At 36.9% G+C, this 20,593-nt stretch carries 20 protein-coding genes and 1 riboswitch; of the genes, 15 read left to right on the top strand and 5 right to left on the bottom strand.

Translation table 11 applies throughout. The annotated features are described in order from the left end of the window. Nucleotides 1-58 precede the first annotated feature (58 nt). Nucleotides 59-232: riboswitch (Lysine riboswitch) on the bottom strand. 318 nt (nucleotides 233-550) lie between these two features. From ACKTSC_RS02425 to ACKTSC_RS02390, 8 genes are all read left to right on the top strand, one after another. Continuing rightward, nucleotides 551-2,578, top strand: a complete 2,028-nt coding sequence (locus tag ACKTSC_RS02425) for a BglG family transcription antiterminator (protein WP_332654181.1) — start codon at nucleotides 551-553, stop codon at nucleotides 2,576-2,578. After that, nucleotides 2,578-2,859: a PTS sugar transporter subunit IIB gene (locus ACKTSC_RS02420; protein WP_407856725.1), complete on the top strand. Its 282-nt coding sequence runs from the start codon at nucleotides 2,578-2,580 to the stop codon at nucleotides 2,857-2,859. The genes ACKTSC_RS02425 and ACKTSC_RS02420 overlap by 1 nt, the downstream gene beginning before the upstream one ends. Before the next feature lie 24 nt (nucleotides 2,860-2,883). Further along, nucleotides 2,884-4,248, top strand: coding sequence for a PTS ascorbate transporter subunit IIC (locus ACKTSC_RS02415; RefSeq protein WP_407856724.1), 1,365 nt, complete (start codon nucleotides 2,884-2,886; stop codon nucleotides 4,246-4,248). 13 nt (nucleotides 4,249-4,261) lie between these two features. Continuing rightward, a complete protein-coding gene (locus ACKTSC_RS02410; RefSeq protein ID WP_407855088.1) occupies nucleotides 4,262-5,107 on the top strand; it encodes a transketolase in 846 nt (281 codons plus the stop codon). Nucleotide 5,108: 1 nt separating this feature from the next. Continuing rightward, on the top strand, nucleotides 5,109-6,056 hold the full coding sequence (locus ACKTSC_RS02405; RefSeq protein ID WP_407855151.1) for a transketolase family protein: 948 nt from the start codon (nucleotides 5,109-5,111) through the stop codon (nucleotides 6,054-6,056). Nucleotides 6,057-6,140: 84 nt separating this feature from the next. After that, the gene (locus ACKTSC_RS02400) at nucleotides 6,141-6,845 is read left to right on the top strand and encodes an NAD-dependent protein deacylase (RefSeq protein ID WP_332579843.1); all 705 of its coding nucleotides are present in this window, start codon (nucleotides 6,141-6,143) and stop codon (nucleotides 6,843-6,845) included. Nucleotides 6,846-6,901: 56 nt separating this feature from the next. Continuing rightward, nucleotides 6,902-7,744 (top strand): chorismate mutase, encoded by an 843-nt coding sequence (locus ACKTSC_RS02395; RefSeq protein WP_332579842.1) that lies wholly within the window; start codon nucleotides 6,902-6,904, stop codon nucleotides 7,742-7,744. Next, nucleotides 7,737-8,258, top strand: a complete 522-nt coding sequence (locus tag ACKTSC_RS02390; protein WP_332579841.1) for a transcription repressor NadR — start codon at nucleotides 7,737-7,739, stop codon at nucleotides 8,256-8,258. Before ACKTSC_RS02395 ends, ACKTSC_RS02390 begins: the two co-directional genes overlap by 8 nt. A 96-nt stretch (nucleotides 8,259-8,354) precedes the next feature. Here the strand turns inward: ACKTSC_RS02390 and def are convergent, their stop codons facing one another. Next, nucleotides 8,355-8,918 (bottom strand): peptide deformylase, encoded by a 564-nt coding sequence (gene def / locus ACKTSC_RS02385; protein ID WP_407856723.1) that lies wholly within the window; start codon nucleotides 8,916-8,918, stop codon nucleotides 8,355-8,357. A gap of 266 nt (nucleotides 8,919-9,184) precedes the next feature. Between def and rpsO the strand changes: the two genes are divergently transcribed. From rpsO to ACKTSC_RS02370, 3 genes are all read left to right on the top strand, one after another. Further along, on the top strand, nucleotides 9,185-9,454 hold the full coding sequence (rpsO, locus tag ACKTSC_RS02380; protein WP_332579839.1) for a 30S ribosomal protein S15: 270 nt from the start codon (nucleotides 9,185-9,187) through the stop codon (nucleotides 9,452-9,454). Nucleotides 9,455-9,673: 219 nt separating this feature from the next. Then, nucleotides 9,674-11,797 (top strand): polyribonucleotide nucleotidyltransferase, encoded by a 2,124-nt coding sequence (gene pnp, locus ACKTSC_RS02375; RefSeq protein ID WP_332579838.1) that lies wholly within the window; start codon nucleotides 9,674-9,676, stop codon nucleotides 11,795-11,797. Nucleotides 11,798-12,055: 258 nt separating this feature from the next. Beyond that, entirely contained in the window at nucleotides 12,056-14,053 is a 1,998-nt protein-coding gene (locus ACKTSC_RS02370; protein WP_407856722.1) for a KUP/HAK/KT family potassium transporter, read from the top strand. A gap of 29 nt (nucleotides 14,054-14,082) precedes the next feature. Here the strand turns inward: ACKTSC_RS02370 and ACKTSC_RS02365 are convergent, their stop codons facing one another. The 3 genes from ACKTSC_RS02365 to ACKTSC_RS02355 all read right to left on the bottom strand — a co-directional run bounded on the left by ACKTSC_RS02365 (nucleotide 14,083) and on the right by ACKTSC_RS02355 (nucleotide 16,753). Beyond that, nucleotides 14,083-15,456: an MATE family efflux transporter gene (locus ACKTSC_RS02365; RefSeq protein ID WP_407855084.1), complete on the bottom strand. Its 1,374-nt coding sequence runs from the start codon at nucleotides 15,454-15,456 to the stop codon at nucleotides 14,083-14,085. A gap of 122 nt (nucleotides 15,457-15,578) precedes the next feature. Beyond that, the gene (locus tag ACKTSC_RS02360; RefSeq protein WP_332579835.1) at nucleotides 15,579-15,902 is read right to left on the bottom strand and encodes a DUF960 domain-containing protein; all 324 of its coding nucleotides are present in this window, start codon (nucleotides 15,900-15,902) and stop codon (nucleotides 15,579-15,581) included. A 233-nt stretch (nucleotides 15,903-16,135) separates the two neighbouring features. Next, the gene (locus ACKTSC_RS02355) at nucleotides 16,136-16,753 is read right to left on the bottom strand and encodes a 50S ribosomal protein L25/general stress protein Ctc (protein WP_407856721.1); all 618 of its coding nucleotides are present in this window, start codon (nucleotides 16,751-16,753) and stop codon (nucleotides 16,136-16,138) included. 397 nt (nucleotides 16,754-17,150) lie between these two features. On the opposite strand from ACKTSC_RS02355, the gene ACKTSC_RS02350 reads away from it, so the two are divergent. The 4 genes from ACKTSC_RS02350 to ACKTSC_RS02335 all read left to right on the top strand — a co-directional run bounded on the left by ACKTSC_RS02350 (nucleotide 17,151) and on the right by ACKTSC_RS02335 (nucleotide 19,857). Beyond that, on the top strand, nucleotides 17,151-17,867 hold the full coding sequence (locus tag ACKTSC_RS02350) for a pseudouridine synthase (RefSeq protein ID WP_407856720.1): 717 nt from the start codon (nucleotides 17,151-17,153) through the stop codon (nucleotides 17,865-17,867). Nucleotides 17,868-17,878: 11 nt separating this feature from the next. Beyond that, a complete protein-coding gene (locus tag ACKTSC_RS02345; RefSeq protein WP_407856719.1) occupies nucleotides 17,879-18,565 on the top strand; it encodes a YjjG family noncanonical pyrimidine nucleotidase in 687 nt (228 codons plus the stop codon). A gap of 71 nt (nucleotides 18,566-18,636) precedes the next feature. Then, nucleotides 18,637-19,263 (top strand): uridine kinase, encoded by a 627-nt coding sequence (gene udk / locus ACKTSC_RS02340; RefSeq protein WP_332579831.1) that lies wholly within the window; start codon nucleotides 18,637-18,639, stop codon nucleotides 19,261-19,263. A gap of 105 nt (nucleotides 19,264-19,368) precedes the next feature. Next, nucleotides 19,369-19,857 (top strand): NAD(+)--rifampin ADP-ribosyltransferase, encoded by a 489-nt coding sequence (locus tag ACKTSC_RS02335; RefSeq protein WP_407856718.1) that lies wholly within the window; start codon nucleotides 19,369-19,371, stop codon nucleotides 19,855-19,857. On the opposite strand, the gene ACKTSC_RS02330 is transcribed toward ACKTSC_RS02335, so the two are convergent. Beyond that, the gene (locus ACKTSC_RS02330; protein WP_332579830.1) at nucleotides 19,838-20,524 is read right to left on the bottom strand and encodes a 2,3-diphosphoglycerate-dependent phosphoglycerate mutase; all 687 of its coding nucleotides are present in this window, start codon (nucleotides 20,522-20,524) and stop codon (nucleotides 19,838-19,840) included. The two genes, ACKTSC_RS02335 and ACKTSC_RS02330, sit on opposite strands and share 20 nt — an antisense overlap. Nucleotides 20,525-20,593: the final 69 nt, after the last annotated feature.

Raw genomic sequence — 20,593 nt, 5'->3', positions numbered from 1 at the left:
CCGCCAATAAAGTCTATAAGGCCGCTTGCAAATAATAAGAAGATGATGTTCCCTCTCACAAAAACATAGCGCAACTTAGCATCACTGCTAAGACAGTCCGCAAGTTCTTAGCTTGCGTCCCAACATACAGAATAAAGAGAATCCTATACATTTCGGCGAAACTTCCTAGACCTATTTCATCGTGTCTCTACACTCCATAGGGTTAATAAGGTTCGCGACCTCTACCTCATTGATTTGAGGCATCTCGTATTCAGTTATTATGTTTCACAGTCTAAAGCCTAAAAATACAAAAGTCAATAAAATCATTTAAATTAGCCAAAAATAATAGCTAATTGTTTTTTTATTTGCTAAATTCCCCCAACTTTTAAAATTTAAAATTGTTAATGAATATAAATATTTTATGATGAATAGATATAGTAATCTTTTATGAGTAATACTCTTAAAAATACTTCGGTACAAATAAACAATTTTTTATTTGCTAAATTGTACTGAAGTATAGTTGGTAATGAAACGTTTACAAATTATACTTTAGTTAGGAGGTGAGGAGAAAGTGAATTACAAAATAAGCTATCTCCTATCCAACAATTTTAACCGTTACGTAACGTTAGAAGAAGCAATACAACAGACTGGTCTTTCTGGGGATGTTTTACTAAAACAATTAACGGAATTGAACATGTTTGTAGAATCCAATGAAAAAAATGAACAACAAATATTCATTTCTCCTTTGTCGACAGAGGGATGGACACGAAAACTTGTAAATAGTTTACAGAATTGTTTTATCTATACAGAAGAACAAAGAAGATGGTTAATTTATTTGCTTAGCTTTTCTGATTTTGAAGAACTATCATTATTTCATTTCCAAGATTTTTTAGGGGTGTCTAAAGGGACAGTTATTGCGGATGTAAAAAAACTTCGAGCGCATTTAACAGTGCAAAAAATAGAATTAGTTTATTCGAGAAAGCGAGGTTTCTATTTAAAAGGAGAAGAATTAGAGATTCGGCGGTTTGCTCAGAATTGTGTTTCTTTTTTGCTACAAAAAAAATCTGGAGAATTTGGCTTAATGTATTGGTTAAATCAATTTGATCTATGCTTGTATGCTCGGGTTAGGGATACGATTCAAGAACAAACTAATCGTTTCGGTTTGAAAATTGTGCCTAGCAGAATAGAAGAAACAAGTATTTTTATTGGTTTGATGCATAAGCGTATTGAAAAACATTTTTTAAGCGATTTTGAAGAATTAACTAGTTTAAAATCATTAATGGCGTATCAAATTAGTGAAAAATTTGGCCAAACAATTTTTGTTGATGTTCATCCTGCTGATATTGGGTATATAACCATGATTATGATGACTATTTTACAAGGAGAGATCCGAGATTTTCAATTAGATTTTCTTTTAAATTGCTCTTCTGAAATTATTCATAAAATGGAAAATTATTCAGCCATTCAATTCTCAAATTTTCGCGAACTACTGATGAATCTATTTTATCATTTGGTTCCGGCATATTTTAGAATTTATAGCGGCTTTCATTTACCCAATGTTTTAATAGAAAATATCAAAATGGATTATCCTGAAATATTTAATTTTACAGAAAAATCATTAGCTCCTTTAGAGAAAGTAGTTGGTAAAAAGATTCCCATAGAAGAGGTAGGTTTCTTTTCAATACTATTTGGTGGAGCTATATCTAATCAAAAAGAGGAAATTAAGAAAGAAGAAATTCGTGCTTTAATTGTATGTCCAAGCGGGATAAGTTCTTCACTCATATTACAGACTGAATTAAAAAAAATATTTTCTACTATTCAGTTTAAAGAGGCGGGTTCAGTAAATCAATTGCAAAATGAACCAGAAGATACTTATGATGTCGTATTTTCAACGATTCCTCTAGACATAAGTAAACGAGTATATCTTGTACAGCCATTAATGTCACAATTAGAAAAAAGTCAATTGATTAAACAGGTTCAAGAAGAACTACTTATCCCTGGTTTTTCTTTACCAAGCGCTGAAGAAATTATAAATGTATTAATCCCGTATATTGAATTAAAAGAAAATGTAACTAAAGAGAAGTTATACAAGCTAATAAATAAGAAAATGAATCGATTAATTGAGCTAAAGGAGGACAAACGTCCAATGCTAACAGAACTTATTACTCCAGAAATGATTCAAATCAGTGATGAAGTATCTGATTGGGAAGAAGCCATCCGTTTAGCGGCACAGCCTTTGTTAGATACAAAAAAGATTGAGTCTCGTTATTCAGATGCAATGATTGAAAAAGTAAATCAGTATGGACCATTTATCCATATTGGTAAAGGAATTGCTCTACCACATGCGCGCCCAGAGGATGGAGTAAACGAATTAGGTATGTCTTTATTAAAAGTAAAAAAACCGGTATTACTACTGGATGATGAAAAACATGCAATACAAATATTTGTATGTCTAGCAGCAATTGACAATGAGGCACATTTACGTGCATTATCCAGCTTAACAAAATTATTATCAAACAAAGAAAATTTAGATGCTTTACTTACAGCGACAACAAAAGAAGAAATACAAAATATTTTAACTAGAGGAGAGAATTTATAATGAAATTTGCAGCAGTGTGTGGGTCAGGATTAGGATCAAGTTTTATGGTAGAAATGAACATCAATAGTTGTTTACAAGAATTAGGCGTTAATGGAGTTGAAGTTTCACATTATGATATGGGAAGTGCTACACCAGATTTAGCAGATGTATTTTTTGTTGGTACAGATTTAGCAGATAGTGCTAAGCACTTAGGCGAGGTTATTGTTTTAGATAGTATTATTGACATGGATGAATTAAAAACAAAAGTGAAAGCAGTATGTGAAGAAAAAGGATTAATTTAGATTATTTAATTGGGAGGGATATAAATGAAAGGGTTTTTAGATATTTTAATTGATATTGCTAGTACACCAGCATTGCTAGTCGCTTTGATAGCAGTTTTGGGAAATGTACTTCAAAAGAAAGATACTGCATCGATCGTTAAGGGCGGAATTAAAACTTTTGTGGGCTTCTTAGTTGTAACAGCTGGAGCAGGGGTTGTTGAAGGCTCCTTAGCTCCCTTTGGAGAAATGTTTCAAGCAGCTTTTAATATGCAAGGAGTCGTACCTAATAACGAAGCTATCGTAGCACTTGCTTTAACTAAATATGGCACTTATACAGCACTTATTATGTTAGTGGGTATGGCATTTAATATCCTAATTGCACGTTTTACAAGATTTAAATACATCTATTTGACAGGGCATGCAACATTATATATGTCTTGTATGATAGCAGTAATTTTAAGTGTTACTAAAATGGGAACAGTACCTTTAGTATTTTTTGGTGGATTAGCTTTAGGAATTGCCAATACTATTTTCCCAGCTATTGCGCAGCCTTTTACTAAACAAATTACAAAAAATGACACTGTAGCTCTAGGACATACTGGTAATTTTGGGTATGCACTTAGTGGATTAATTGGTAAATATGTTGGAAATAAAGAAAAATCAACAGAAGATATCAACTTTCCAAAGGGTCTATCTTTCTTACGTGATTCTACTGTAAGTATTACCATTACAATGGCAGTAGTATATGTAATTGTAGCATTATTTGCGGGAAATGAATTTGTTTCAACAAATTTGAGTGATGGTACAAATTATATTATCTATTCTTTACAACAAGCAGGTTCATTTGCAGCGGGAGTCTTTGTTATTTTAGCAGGTGTTCGTTTAATATTGGCAGAAATTGTGCCCGCATTTAAAGGAATATCAGAAAGATTGGTACCAAATTCTATTCCAGCATTAGATTGTCCAATCGTTTTTCCTTATGCTCCTAATGCGGTATTGATCGGATTTTTAACAAGTTTTGTAGGGGGAATTGTTAGTCTTATTATCATGGTAGTTACAGGTACTACCGTTATCATTCCAGGAGTAGTTCCACACTTCTTCTGTGGAGCAACAGCCGGAGTTTATGGAAATGCAACTGGCGGTTTAAGAGGAGCAGTAATTGGCTCTTTTGTCCACGGTGTAATCATCAGTTTTATGCCAATAGTATTGATGCCAGTAATGGGCGATCTAGGATTCCAAGGTTCAACTTTCTCTGATACTGATTACGGAGTAGTTGGAATATTTTTAGGAAACTTGGCTAATATGGGAGGGAAAATCGTTGTAATTTCAGGTATTATCGCTGTATTAGCAGTGCTGATTGGTTTAACTGTGTTCTTCAATAATAAAAAAGGCGAAGCTGTTTCTGAATAATAAGGAGAAAAATATGGATAAAGAATTACTAGAAAACCTAGAAGAACTTGCTACGAAGATACGTATTAACAGTATTGAAGCAATTCGTAAAGTAGGATCAGGACATATTGGTGGGTCGTTATCTATTGCCGATTTGTTAGCTGTATTATACGGAAAACAAATGCGATATAATTCTAAAAATCCATTTTGGGATAGTAGGGATCGCTTAGTATTATCCAAAGGGCATGCTGGCCCAGCTCTGTACAGCGCACTATCTGCAGTCGGGTTCTTTGATGAAGATTGGTTATGGACCTTAAATGAAGGTGGAACAAATTTACCATCTCATCCAGACAGAATGAAAACACCAGGAGTAGATGCCACTACAGGATCTTTAGGGCAGGGAACATCTATAGCAGCAGGGATTGCTACAGGATTAAAAATGAATCATAGTGATAATTATGTTTATTTAGTAGTTGGTGATGGAGAACTGAATGAAGGTCAGTGTTGGGAAGCATTCCAATACTTAGCTCACTTTAAACTGGATAATTGTATTGTGATTATTGATGAAAATAAAAAGCAATTAGACGGAACAACCAAAGATATTCTAAATCCTTTTGATATTGAGAAAAAAATGCAAGCTTTTGGATTTGCAACTCAAAAAGTTAAGGGAGATAATCTTTTAGCAATCGATCAGGCCATTAATAAATGTAAAGAAATTAAAAATCAAGCAGTTTGTATTGTATTAGATACAATTAAAGGTCAAGGGATAAAATTTTTTGAAGAAATGGATGCCAATCATTCAGTGAAATTTGATTCTGAATCAGTGCAGCTGGCAACAGAGCAAGCCTTATCTGAGTTAAGAAAGGGGCGTGCTGAATAGTATGTTTAATTTAGTAGATGAGCACCTAGTTGGAAAAGAATTACGTACAACAGTTGTAGATGCTTTAAAGAATATTATGGAAGTTAATGATAAGGTAGTTGCATTAGATGCTGATCTCGGTGGAGCGAGTAAATGGACAGACATTGGTAAAAGTTCGCCAGAACGATTTATAAATGTAGGAATTGCTGAGGCTAACATGGTTGGAGTTGCAGCGGGATTAAGTTTGACGGGATATATACCATTCATCCATACCTTTGGTCCTTTTGCTACACGTCGAGTATTGGATCAAATATATCTTTCTGGGGCCTATTCAAAAAATACCATTAATATTTTTGGTTCAGATCCAGGATTTGCAGCTGGTCATAACGGAGGAACACATACTACTTGGGAAGATGTGGCTTTATTAAGATCAATTCCAAATGTTACAATTTGTGATGCAGCTGATGAAACTCAAATGGACTGGATTATTAGAGAATTTGCAAGATTAGAAGGTATCCACTATGTTCGTGGAAATCGAAAGGGTGTAAAAAATATTTATGCTCCAGGTTCGACATTTGAAATTGGAAAGGGAAATTTACTATGTGAAGGAAAAGATCTGTTGATTGTTGCAGCAGGCCAGTTAGTTGCTGAGGCGTTAGAAGTTGCCAAAGCATTAGAATCAAAAGGTCAATCTGTGGAAGTTATTGATATGTTTACGATTAAACCACTAGATGAGGAATTGTTACTAGAAAGATTAGTAGGTAAGAAGAGTGTGGTGACTATTGAAAACCATTCAATAATTGGTGGATTAGGCAGTGCAGTTGCTGAAGTTTTAGCTGATAATGGATTAGCAATTCCGTTAAAACGAATTGGTGTAAATAATCAATTTGGACAAGTGGGAACACCAGAATTTTTACAAAATGAGTTTGGATTGACCACAGAAAAAATTTTAGAGCAATTAAGTTTGTAAAAAAACTATCCTGAGTAAGTTTACTCAGGATTTTTTTATGTTATTTTGTTAGTTATATTATACTGTTTTATGAGGTGACAAAAAATGGAGATTACAGTAGATCAAGCAGTTGAAACTATTAAAAAGAGTTCAAAAATCACATTTCTTACTGGGGCGGGAGTATCGACGCCTTCTGGAGTACCTGATTACCGTTCGTTGCAAGGTGTTTATCATGGAATCGAAGCGCCAGAGTATTTATTAAGTAATGAATGTCTGATCAATGAACCTGAAAAATTTTATACATTTGTCAAACACTTATATCATACAAAGGCTGAACCTAATGTGATTCATCGCATGATGGCAGAAATGGAACGTACAAAACAAGCATGGGTGATTTCACAAAATATCGATGGGCTTCATGCCGCTGCAGGAAGTCAGCGATTGGTAAATTTTCATGGCTCCCTTTATAATTGTTACTGTCGTCAATGTAGACAAACTGTCGCCTGGAGTGATTATCTAATAAGTGACCGTCATGTGACTTGTGGTGGTCAGCTTCGACCAGATATTGTTTTATATGGTGAGGGGTTTGACGACGACGTGATCCAACAAGCGGTTCAGGCAGTCCGACAGGCAGAATTGATCGTAATTGTAGGAACGAGTTTTCAGGTCCATCCATTTTGTGATTTGGTTTATGAAAAAAATAACAACACGCAAATAATCGTCATCAATAAAACGCCCATCTATTTAGCGGGCGACTATCAGTTTGTTCAAACAGATGGTACAACCGTCTTTCAACAATTAGATCAATGAACGGGATTTTTTTAATATATGAACATTCAAACAAGAACTACTAGGAGGAACTATACGTGGAATTAACAGAAAAAGAAAAGATGATCGCTGGAAAATTATATTTTGCCGGTGATCCTGAATTATCTGCGGATCGAAAGGATGCTCGAGTAAAATTGCGAGCAATCAATCAAGAAACGGATAAAACTAAACGAGAAATATTCGTGAAAGAGGCATTTGGTGGAACGAAAAACCATGTGTATATTGAGCCGTCGATTTCTTTTGACTATGGATACAATATTTTTGTAGGAGAGAATTTTTATTGCAATTTCCATAATGTCTTTCTAGATATTTGTCCGATTACGATCGGTGATAATTGTATGTTCGGACCAAACGTCCAACTATATACAGCAAGCCATCCCATTGAGCCAGTAAAACGCAATAGTGGTTTAGAATTAGGAAAGCCAATTACAATTGGCGACAATGTTTGGATCGGTGGAGCGGCTGTAATTGTCCCTGGGGTAACATTAGGCGACAATGTTGTAGTGGCAGCCGGATCAGTAGTAACAAAATCATTTCCTGATAATGTTGTCGTGGGAGGCAATCCTGCACAAATCATTAAAACGATTGAAGAAGAACCTAAAAAAGATCAATTGACTGAAGCACGTAAAAAAATTGATCAGATTGATCAAGAGCTGGTCAATCTTTTAGAAAAACGTATGTCCGCTGTATCAGAAGTGACAGCCTATAAAGCGCAAACGAAAAAGGCTGTTTTAGACACTAATCGTGAACAAGTTGTATTACAAAAGATCGCGGAGGCTGTAAAAGATGAAACCTACCGTGAAACAATCGTTGAGACGTTTAAAGATATCATGAAACAATCACGTAACTATCAAGAAGGGCGGTTAAACAAACATGATTGATGGCGATCACAGAAAAGCACAGATTTTAGCCGCATTGCAAGAAACCGAAAAACCGATCAGCGCTACGAGCTTCGCTAAGGAATTTGGAGTTAGTCGTCAGATCGTTGTTGGAGATGTGGCTTTGTTACGAGCAGCCGGTGAAAATATTGTCGCAACTGCTAGAGGCTATTTATTAGAAAGAGAATCAAAAAAATTAGTTAGTAAAATTGCCGTCCAACACGGTCGTTCACAGGCAGAAGAAGAGTTGCGTATCATCGTGGAACATGGCGGAGAAGTCATCGATGTGATTGTGGAGCATCCCTTGTATGGCGAGTTAGCTGGCGGACTCCACGTGGCATCGCAAAAAGATATTGACCGCTTTTTATTGGCAGCCCAAAAATATCAGGCCGCTTTTTTATCTGAATTAACAGATGGCATCCACTTGCATACGATTGCCTATGAAAGTATCGGAAATTTAGCTGAAATCGAGCAAGCCCTTGCTAAAGCAGGTATCTTATATGAAGAAAGAATTTAAAAAAACTGTTTAGAAACTAATCGCCTTCTGATCTTTATATAGGTAAAAAAAACAAGAACAAAAGTATTTTTACTTTTGTCCTTGTTTTTTTTGTAGTTAGTCGATGACTAGCACGCCATCTTTTAAATGTAATGGATTTTTATCATTGATATGATCGTAGAACATGATGCCGTTGATATGGTCGATCTCATGTTGAACTACGATTGCTTCATAGTTTTTAAGGCGAACTTTGTGTGCTTCACCTGCTGCATCAAAATAAGAAACGGTGATACGAGCAGCGCGTATAACGTAACCTGGTACTTCACGGTCAACGGATAAACAGCCTTCACCTTCGCCAAGGCAAGCTTCTTGAACAGAATGGCTCAAGACTTTTGGATTATACATAACCGTACTTAAACTACTTTCTGGCTTTTCTGGGTCAGTGCTTGGAACGTGAACAGCAATGATCCGTTTTGAAATATCTAATTGGGGAGCCGCTAAACCAACTCCACCACGTAAGTGTAATTCTTCTGCTTTTACGGGATCTTGACTATTTTTTAGAAATTGCAACATTTCATTACCAAGTTCCACGTCTTCAGCAGTTGGAGGGATTGGGACTTCTTTTGCGACTGCGCGCAAGGTTGGATTGCCTTCCCGAATAATATCATCCATTGTGATCATAAAAAAAGTCTCCTCTCAGACATGTTTTCATCACGTTAGTTTAACACAAAAAATAAGTAAGGTAAAAAAACTGTTTTTCTTTATCTGTTCTTTAAAAAATTTGTAATGATTTCAAAAGTAAGAGTTAAAATGTTGTATAGCTTGATTTTTCAAGCCGAATCGAGTAAAGTATTAGAGTGTGCATAGACACACCACCTATCACTTGGTTAGGCGAGTCACCAACGCTTTACTCAGTCATAGGGAAAAATCAGAAAGAGGTGAAAAACATGGCAATTTCAAAAGAACGTAAAAACGAAATCATCAATGATTTTGCACGCCATGAAGGAGATACTGGTTCTCCAGAAGTACAAATTGCTGTATTAACGGAAGATATCAATCAATTGAATGAGCATGCACGTACCCACAAAAAAGACCACCATTCATACCGTGGCCTTATGAAAAAAATTGGACATCGTCGTAACTTGTTAGCTTACTTACGTAAAACTGACATCCAACGTTACCGTGAATTAATCCAACGTCTAGGACTACGTCGTTAATTCGTACTACTATGAAAGTGAGGTTCCTAGGAATCTCACTTTTTTTGCTAGTTATGATTGAAAACTGAAAATGTCTGAGTTTCGCTCAGAAAAAATAAAAGCCCATTTGATTAGCGTGTTGTCACTCTACTAACCAAATGCAAGTAGCAGTTGAATTGTTCAACCGCTATTTCCATTTGTTTAGTAGCGTCGCACTGGTCAAAGGGAAAAGGAGAAATTATGTCAGAAAAACAAGTTTTTAAAACCACTTGGGGCGGACGTCCTCTGCAAGTTGAAATCGGTCAGCTTGCCAAACAAGCAAATGGTGCTGTATTGGTTCGCTATGGCGATACTGTTGTATTAAGCGCTGCAGTAGCTTCAAAAGAAGCAAAAGATACCGACTTTTTCCCATTAACAATCAACTACGAAGAAAAAATGTATGCAGTCGGAAAAATCCCTGGCGGCTTCATCAAGCGTGAAGGACGTCCAAGTACTGAAGCGACTTTGACTGCTCGTTTGATCGACCGTCCGATTCGTCCAATGTTTGCAGATGGTTTTCGTAATGAAGTCCAAGTAACAAACGTTGTAATGAGTGTGGAACAAGATTGCTCACCATCAATGGCTGCAATGTTTGGTTCTTCTTTAGCATTAGCAATTTCAGATATTCCATTCGACGGACCGATTGCAGGTGTCGATGTAGGTCGCGTGAACGGTGAATATGTTTTAAATCCTACAGTTGAACAACATGCACAGTCAGATATCGATTTAACTGTTGCTGGAACAAAACAAGCCATTAATATGGTAGAATCTGGTGCCAAAGAAGTATCTGAAGAAGATATGTTAGGTGCGTTATTATTTGGTTTCGATGCAATCAAAGAACTGGTTGCTTTCCAATCTGAAATCGTCGCTGCTGTTGGTAAAGAAAAAATGGAAGTTTCTTTATTGCAAGTCGATGCTGAATTGAAAAAAGAAATTTTTGCTGGCTACTATGAAACAATGAAAACAGCCGTAATGACAATGGATAAATTAGCGCGTGAAGACGAGATCGAAAAAGTAAAAGCAACAGTGAAAGAAGTTTACGCTGAAAAATTTGCGGATCACGAAGACGCAGCGCATTTAACAAAAGAAGTTAAGCAAATCGCTGAAGATCTTGAAAAAGATGTAGTTCGCGAGTTGATCACGATTGACAAGATCCGTCCTGACGGCCGTAAATTAGATGAAATTCGTCCATTAGCTGCTGAAACAGGTCTTTTACCACGAGTTCATGGTTCAGGTCTATTCACTCGGGGACAAACACAAGCACTATCTGCTTGTACATTAGCTCCGCTAGGCGAACACCAAATTATTGATGGATTAGGTTCGGTTGAAAGTAAACGATTCATCCATCATTATAATTTCCCTCAATTTTCTGTAGGTTCAACTGGACGCGCTGGTTCTCCAGGTCGTCGTGAAATTGGACACGGAGCATTAGGTGAACGTGCGTTAGCTCAAATTATTCCAAGTGAAGAAGATTTCCCTTACACAATTCGTTTAGTTGCGGAAGTATTGGAATCAAACGGTTCTTCATCTCAAGCAAGTATCTGTGCGGGTACTTTAGCATTGATGGATGCAGGTGTGCCAATCAAAGCCCCTGTTGCTGGAATCGCTATGGGACTTGTCTCTGATGGCGAAAACTACACGATTTTAACCGATATTCAAGGTCTTGAAGATCATCTTGGCGATATGGACTTTAAAGTTGCAGGAACAAAAGATGGTATCACAGCTTTACAAATGGATATCAAAATCCAAGGTATCACTGAACAAATCCTTTCTGAAGCCTTAACACAAGCGAAAAAAGCGCGGATGGAAATCTTAGAAGTCTTAACAGACACAATTGCTGAACCACGTAAAGAACTAAGTCAATACGCACCGAAAATCGAAATGATCAAGATCGATCCAGATAAGATCAAAACAGTTATCGGTAAAGGCGGAGACACAATCAATGGAATCATTGAAGAAACTGGCGTTAAAATCGATATCGATCAAGATGGCAATGTCAGCATCGCTTCATCTGACGCTGAAATGATCCAAAAAGCCATCAAGATTATTGAAGAATTAACAAAAGAAGTGAAAGTCGGCGAAGTTTACTTAGGTAAAGTTGTCCGCGTTGAAAAATTCGGTGCATTTGTTAACTTGATCAAAGGAAAAGATGCGTTAGTGCATATTTCTCAACTTGCAAATGAACGTGTGAATAAAGTAGAAGATGTAGTTAAACTAGGCGATGAAGTCTTAGTGAAAGTAACTGAAATCGACCGTCAAGGCCGTGTTAATGCATCTCGTAAAGCGATGTTAACCGAAGAAGACGGCAAAAAAGAAGAAAAATAAGCTTGAAAATGAATATTTTCTTTGACAAACCTATTATTAAGTCGGATAATACGGATAAGTTTTAGGGGAGTAGCAACATAGAATAATATTCTATGCTTTTAGATCAACAACTAGTGCTTGGCACTGGTCTAAGAGATAATTTGCAAGACCTAAACAATAGTGAAAGCTGTTGTTTAGGTCTTTTTTTGTATTCAATGTGCTTTCTTCATAAAACAGATACAGCCGAATAGGCGATTATTTATCTTAGGAGTGTGCAGAATGGAAAAGAAAAAAGATCATATGCGAAGGCTCTCAGCAGCAGGATTACTGATTGCGATGGGTGTTGTTTATGGTGATATTGGAACAAGTCCGTTGTATGTGATGAAAGCTATTTTAGAATCGAATGGTGGGTTAGAGACAGTCACTAAAGATTTTGTACTAGGATCGGTCTCATTGGTTTTTTGGACAGTCATGCTTTTAACAACAGTCAAATATGTTTTGATTGCTTTACGAGCAGACAATCATGGTGAAGGCGGGATCTTCTCTCTATACACCTTGGTACGTAAAGGTGGGAAATACTTGATTGTTCCTGCGATGATCGGTGGGGCTGCTTTATTAGCAGATGGTGTACTGACTCCAGCAGTGACCGTGACTACAGCGATCGAAGGTCTACGTGGAATTCCTGATTTTTATCAAAAATTTGGCAATAATCAAAATATCATTGTTATCATTACTTTAATTATTCTATTGTTCTTATTTTTGATTCAACGTTTTGGAACAGATTTTGTTGGAAAAGCCTTTGGGCCAGTCATGTTTCTCTGGTTTACATTTTTAGGTTTGATGGGGATCCTGAATATTCCTTATGATTTCAGTGTCATTAAAGCTATCAATCCTTATTATGCCGTCCATCTGCTGTTTAATCCAGATAATAAAATGGGTGTCTTTATTTTAGGAAGTATTTTCCTAGCGACTACCGGAGCAGAAGCACTTTATTCAGATATGGGCCATGTCGGTAAAAAGAATATTCATTTTAGTTGGCCTTACGTCTTAGTGTGTTTGATGCTGAATTATGCAGGACAAGCTGCTTGGATTTTGCACGCCAAAGGAGATGTTTCGATTGAAGCAATCGAAAATTTAAATCCTTTTTTCCAGATTTTACCTGACGGCTGGATGATTTTTGGAGTGGCATTTGCTACCGTTGCCGCAGTTATTGCATCGCAAGCTTTGATCTCTGGCTCGTTTACCCTAGTTTCTGAAGCAATAAAGTTAAAACTATTGCCAAGAATGCGCATCATTTATCCTGGTAAAAGTATCGGACAGATGTATATACCAGCAATCAATCTTATTTTATGGGCTGCTTGTTCGGTTATTGTTTTAACTTTCCGAACCTCTAGCCATATGGAAGCAGCCTATGGTCTTTCGATCACAGTGACTATGCTGATGACGACTTTCTTGTTATACCATTATTTGTTGCAAAACGGGACATCAAAAATAGTAGCGACGTTGATGCTTGTTTTCTTTGGTATTTTAGAAGGTTTCTTCTTTATCTCGAGTGTGACTAAGTTCTTCCATGGTGGTTTCGTAGCGGTAGCCATGGCAGTAATCATTTTAGGTGTGATGTATATTTGGCATCGTAGTAATCGGGTCCAAGAAAATGCGGGTCAAGATGTAAATTTAAGAGATTATCTGCCACAGCTGAAAGAACTGCGTGAAGATGATACGATTCCGTATTATCAAACGAATGTGGTTTTCTTAGTACCACGTTTAGAAGGAGATAATATTCCGCAACAATTTGTTTATTCGATTTTAGATAAACGTTTGAAACGAGCAAAAGTATATTGGTTTGTCAATGTGGAAGTAACAGATGAACCGTACACAGAAGAGTATAGTATTGATATGATGGAGACAGATTTTGTTGTAAAAGTTAAATTGTATCTAGGTTTCCGAATTGCGCAAGATGTGAATGTCTATCTGCGTCAGATCATCCATGATTTGATGAAACAAGAACGTTTGCCGAAACAACCGCAACATTACTCACTGACACCTGGTAGACAAGTCGGAGATTTCCGTTTCGTGATGATCCAAGAAGAATTATCGAATGTAACTAAAGTCGATAAATGGGATCGTCAAGTCATGCAAGCGCGTTTGGCGATTAAACACCACACTGTGGCACCAGAAAGATGGTTTGGGATCGAATACAGTGAAGTGACTTATGAGACTGTTCCTTTGATTGTTGGTGAAACAAGAAAAACTTGGCTAAAAGAAAGAAAAATATAAGCATCAAAGAAAAAGAGTGGAGCCCATAATCAGGCTTCACTCTTTATTTGTTGTAATTCAAATGTTTGCGATTGATCGAGTTTCTTTAATTTGCGCATTGCAGCAAAATAAGAAGCTAATAGTACAGCTGTTGATCCCATCCAAGCTAGAGGTGAAGCGAAAGACGCACCGGCAAAACCGAAGGAATGAGTCAAAATAATCGCTGCGAAAGAACGCATCACAAGTTCCATGATCCCGGCAAGTGTTGGGATTTTTGCTTGACCTAAACCTTGTAAGGTATAGCGTAAGACAAGCAAAATCGCTAAAATCCAGTACAACGAACCGTTGATGTTGAAATAAATTTGTGCTAACTCAAAGACACGTGTTTCGCTAGGACTAACAAAAAGTCCTACAAAGAAATGTCCGCATGTAACAACTAAAATTCCTGCAAAAATCCCAAAGCCGATACACATCATCAAACATTGTTTCACACCTTGCAAGATCCGACCGTATTCTTTTGCTCCTAAGTTTTGAGCGGTGAACGTAGCCATCGTGATACCGAATGACATCATCGGTAAAATAGCTAATTGATCGATTCGGCTAGCGGTTGTTTGAGCAGCAACGACGTCTGTTCCTAGTGTGTTCAAAGCCGATTGTAAGATAACGGCACCGATCGCGATGATCGATGATTGGAATCCCATTGGCAAAGCTGATTTTAAATGAATTTGAAATTCTTCTTTATCAAAAGAAAAATGTTTACGATTGATTTGCAACAAAGGGATTTTTCGACGAATAAACCAGATACACATCAAGCTAGAGAAGACTTGTGCAATAACAGTAGCAAATCCAGCTCCGGCAACGCCCATATGGAAGTACATGATAAATATCAAATCTAGTACAACATTGATGACTACGGCTAAAGCTAAGAAAAAGAGTGGTGTACGGCTGTCACCTAAAGCGCGTACCATATTCGACAAAAGATTAAAACTCATAGAAGCAAAAATACCGGCTAAAATAACTGAAATAAATTCTTGTGCTTGATTTAAAAGTTCGGGAGGCGTCTGCATTAATAATAGTAAAGGTCGTAAAAACAGTAAGCTTAGTGTCGTCAAAACAATCGTAACACCTAAACTAATCAAAATCGAAGTGGCAAAACTTTTGCGTACACCTTGAGCATCTTTCGCTCCAAAGCGCTGTGCTGTAATAATCGACAAACCAGAAGTCAAACCTTGGGCAAAACCAATAATCAAGAAACTAACACTACTAGTCGCACCAACGGCAGCTAATGCATCCTTGCCTAACGTTTGTCCTACGACAACCATATCAACCATACTATAAAATTGCTGAAAAACATTTCCTACGAATAATGGCAAAGCAAACAGAATAATCAATTTTGCGGGATTTCCACGAGTTAATTCTTTCATCTTTCTCCTACTTTCTAAATAAATTTTCTGAATGATATTACCATAAAATTTTCTGAAAGCAAGAGTATGGAACAAATTATTAAGAAAAAAAGACAACCCTTAAGAAAAGGCTGTCTTTATTACTAACGTTGACGAATTTCATTGGGTAATAAAATTGTTTGACGATGACCATCATCATATGCATAGACTTCTTGTGGAAATTCATATGAATAATTAAATGGCAAATCAATCCCCATTTCAACGTTGCTATCTTCTTGTGAGAAATGCATTGTGACATGACCGTTATTGTTGATCAAATCAAAACTTAAAATATTTTCTAATGGGATCAATCCCTTTAAGTCTAAGTCAATGATATACCAGATACTATCAATCAGCTCGCCTGGTAAGCTGGACACCACACCGACAGAGGCATAACGGCTTTTTTTTGAATCGAATGTTTCGAACATAGATGTTTCCCCCTTTAGTTGGAATCACTTACTTAAAGTGCAAATAAGCTTTGTAGTGATATATTGTAAATCTTTTTAGCTAAAAAAACCACTGATTGTTCTTAACTTATAAGAAAGTCTAAATAAGTATGTGACATAGTTTAATCCAAAAAGTGAGAAGATTCAATCCATCGATCGGATAAATAAAAAGAAAAAGGTATGCTGAAACCTCAGCATACCTCGCTAGTTCGTGCTTATTCTTCTGTTGATTCGCCGATAACTTCAGGTTCTGCACCTTCAGCAACTTCATCTTCTTCAGGAAGCTCTTGAGCTTCTTGAACAGACGCAATTTGTTCTTCTGCATCAGTGACGATTGAGTAGTCACTGTTTTTAGGGAGATCAGCAATAGAGATTGAATCGCCGATTTCTAATTTAGAAATATCAACGTCGATTCCTTCTGGTAATTTTTCTGGAGTTGCTGAAACAGTTACTGTATAAAGTGTTTGAGTTAACACACCGCCAGCTTTCACTCCTGCAGCTTCACCAACTAAATTCAATTCAGTTTCAGCTTCAGTTTCTTCTGACAAGTTTACGGATAATAGTTCCACGTGAGTTAAATGACGTGTAAAGGTGTCTGATTGTGCTTCACGCAATAATGTGTTCACTTTTTTTCCACCGATTTCAATAGCGAAAACAGTGTTGGCACCATTTTCACGCAATAGACGAGTAAATTCTCTTTCGTCAATTGAGATAGATGTGCTTTCGATCTTGTAGCCATTTACGACTGCAGGAACTTTTCCTTCGTGACGTAATTTGTTGCGTAGGGAACGGGGACGAGTTGCTCTTTCTTCTACTTTCAATGATACTGCCATAACCAAATTCCTCCTTAAAATGTGACTGTCTGTGGTTTATCAGACAGATTTTATTTAAGTGATGGGTTATTCTCAGCACAATGGCTTTGCGAAAAACGCAAAAAGACAGTCGTATACACAACTGTCCAAAAAAGTTTGAGTTCAACTTTCTCTACCAGGTCATAACGCTGTGTATGAGAAACCTTTGACACCGGAGTGTCGATTCACTTAATCATACGAATCTCTGACTCGTATATTAAAAGTGTAGAACTCTTGCAGATAAAATGCAAGGATAAACCCTTTTGCTTTTTTTCAAAAATAATAAAAAAACTATTCGTCTGTGAAGATAAAAATTGAAACAGTTGTTTTTTAAGGGGATTTCGGTATAATGAGTCCCGTATATTTTAAGGAGCGGGCCATGCGTTTAGATAAAGTAATCGAAGAAAATTTGAAGACCACACGAAAAGAAATGAAACGACTATTTTTAATGCGGAAAGTTCACGTTGATGGACTAGCGGAGATGAATCAGCAGCGCAATGTGGATAGTCGTTTGCATCAAATCGAAGTAGACGGAAAGGTGCTGCAAACAAAGCACGTTTATTATTTGCTGAATAAGCCAGCGGGCGTCGTGACGGCTAAAAAAGATTCTAAATTTAAAACGGTGACAGAATTAGTTTTACCAGAAGAGCGCCCGACGGAATTGTATCCTGTAGGACGTTTAGATCGTGATACGACAGGCCTGCTTTTACTAACAGACAATGGCCAATTAGGTTATGAGTTACTGCGTCCAGATTCCAAAGTAAATAAAACTTACCGTGCGACGATCAATGCATTAGTGACAGCCGAAGATGTTGAAGCATTTGCTGAAGGCATCGAATTTCATGGAGGGATTCGCTGTCGTCCAGCTAAACTGATTATTTTAACGGCTAATCCGATTTATTCGGAAGTGTTGCTGACGATCAAAGAAGGAAAGTTTCATCAAGTGAAAAAAATGTTTTTGGCTCGAGGGAAAAAAGTGATCAAATTAACTCGCTTAACCATGGGTCCATTACGCTTGCCAACAGATTTGAAACCAGGTAACTACCGCCAGTTGACGGCAACAGAATTAAATCAATTAAAAATTTATTTTAGATAGAAGGTAATTTTATGAATTATGACACACTTTTGTTTGATATTGATGACACATTATTAGATTTTAAAGCAGCCGAAGAGGCAGCGTTATCTAGTCTTTTTGAAGAATTAGAAGTAATACCATCGCTTGAGGTCAAGCAAAACTATAAACAAATGAACCAAGGGTTTTGGCGGGATCATGAAGCTGGATTATTATCAAGACAAGATTTATTGAATAATCGTTTCCGAATTTTCTTTGATCAATATGGTCGCAAAGTAGACGGACCAAAAACAGAAGCTCGTTATCGGTATTATTTGAATCAGGGTTACCAGTTGATGGATCACAGTTTAGAAGTTGTAGAGAAATTAAGTCAGAAAAAGGAGCTTTATGTCGTGACGAACGGTGTTTCGGAAACACAACATCAACGATTAACCCAATCAGGTTTAGCGCCTTTTTTCAAAAAAATCTTTATTTCCGAAGAAATGGGCGTCAACAAACCAATGAAGGAATTTTTTGACATTATCTTTTCAGAAATTCCTACTATAGATAAAACAAAAACTATTATTATTGGTGATTCTTTGACTTCGGATATCAAGGGAGGTCAAGTTGCGGGTATCGATACGATCTGGATGAATCCAAAACGTATCAAAACAACCGATATCAAACCAACATTTGAAATTAACCAGCTAACAGATCTCTATCAAATTTTAGAAGATTTTTGAGTTTTTAATAGTAATTTTAGATTGTTCCGCTATAATGGGACTAATGAAGAAACGAAAGAGGTTTTATTTGCATGAAAAACAAGCCGATTATTATTGGTGTAACGGGCGGTTCGGGAAGTGGTAAAACAAGTGTTAGTCGCGCAATCTACAGTCGTTTTCCCAATCATTCCATTATGATGTTGGAACATGATTCTTATTATAAAGATCAAAGCGGTATCAGTTTTGAAGAACGATTGGCAACGAATTATGATCATCCATTTGCTTTTGATACAGATTTATTGATTGAACATTTAAAACAGTTGACGAACTATCAATCAGTTGAAGTGCCGATTTATGATTACGTTGCGCATACTCGGAGTCAAGAAACATATGTCCAAGAACCGCAAGAAGTGATCATCTTGGAAGGTATCATGATTTTAGAGGATGAACGTTTACGCGATATGATGGATATCAAAATTTATGTCGATACAGATGATGATATTCGCATCATTCGTCGTATCAAACGTGACATGAATGAAAGAGGCCGGACATTAGACTCTGTGATCGAACAATATTTGACTGTTGTCAAACCGATGTACCATCAATTTATTGAACCCACAAAACGTTATGCCGATATTATCGTGCCAGAAGGCGGAGAAAATCACGTGGCGATTGATTTGATTGCTACGAAGGTTGCAAGTTTTTTGAATCATGATTAATTTTAAAGACGCTGAGTCTCTCTCAGGGTCTTTTTTAATTTAAAAGCAGAATATTTTATTGATCACATACTTTTTTATACTATTGATTAATATCAGGGAGAGGGAGTGAAGACGATAGAGACTAGAGAACTAAAAGGACCTTTTTATCATGGAACAAAAGTGAAGTTAGAAGTAGGAGACTATTTAACTGCGGGACATCATTCAAATTATCGGCCGAACGTGATTATGAATCATATTTACTTTACAGCTTTAAAAGATGGTGCAGGTTTAGCGGCAGCATTAGCTAGAGGTGATGGGGATGAATATGTTTATCAAATCGAGCCAATGGGCGATTTTGAAGACGATCCGAATGTAACAGATGATAAAAAATTTCCAGGAAATCCGACCAAGCCATATCGGAGTACTCAACCGCTTAAAATCATTGCTCAAGTGACTGATTATCGATCCTTGACGGAGAAGCGGAGCGTGCTGCTTGGAAAGAACGGCTGGAGGTCATTAATACTAGCGATAGTAAAATCATTAATTGAAAAGAAAAAAATCCCGACTCACCACAGTGAATCGGGAAATGTTTTTATTATAAGTAGTATTTTTTAGCTACTGTTAGGTCATCGTTCAAGTCATAAACAAGTGGTTGACCTGTTGGGATTTCTAAGTCCATGATATCTTCATCAGAAATACCTTCGATGTGTTTAGCTAATGCACGTAGTGAGTTACCGTGAGCAGCAACTAAAACGGTTTTGCCGTCTTTCAAAGCAGGCGCGATTTCATCTTGCCAGAAAGGTAAAGCACGTTCTAAAGTAACTTTTAAGTTTTCTCCTCCAGGAATATCACGAGGGTCTAACATTGCATAACGACGATCTTGAGCAGCTGAACCTTCGTCAGTAGCTTCCATCAATGGAGGCAATACGTCGTATGAACGGCGCCAGATATGAACTTGGTCATCTCCGTATTTTTCAGCAGTTTCTTTTTTGTTTAATCCTTGTAATTTACCATAGTGACGTTCGTTTAAGCGCCAAGATTTAACTGTTGGTACCCAAAGTTGGTCAGATTCTTCAAGAATATAGTTACAAGTTTTGATTGCACGAGTTAAAACTGATGTATAAGCTACATCAAATTCAATTCCTGCTTCTTTGATTTTACGTCCGCCTTCTTTTGCTTCTTCGACACCTTCTGGAGCCAAGTCAACGTCTGCCCAACCAGTAAATTGGTTCAATTTGTTCCATTCACTTAATCCGTGACGAGAAAAAACTAATTTTGGCATAATATTCTCTCCTTTGAAATTTCTGAAATTTTCAATTACTGAGTCATTGTACAATTTTTTTGCAATGAT

The sequence above is a fragment of the Enterococcus hailinensis genome (genome assembly GCF_045862035.1).
In the GTDB taxonomy this organism is placed as follows: Bacteria; Bacillota; Bacilli; order Lactobacillales; family Enterococcaceae; genus Enterococcus_A; species Enterococcus_A hailinensis.
This window is presented reverse-complemented; position numbering and strand designations above follow the sequence as displayed.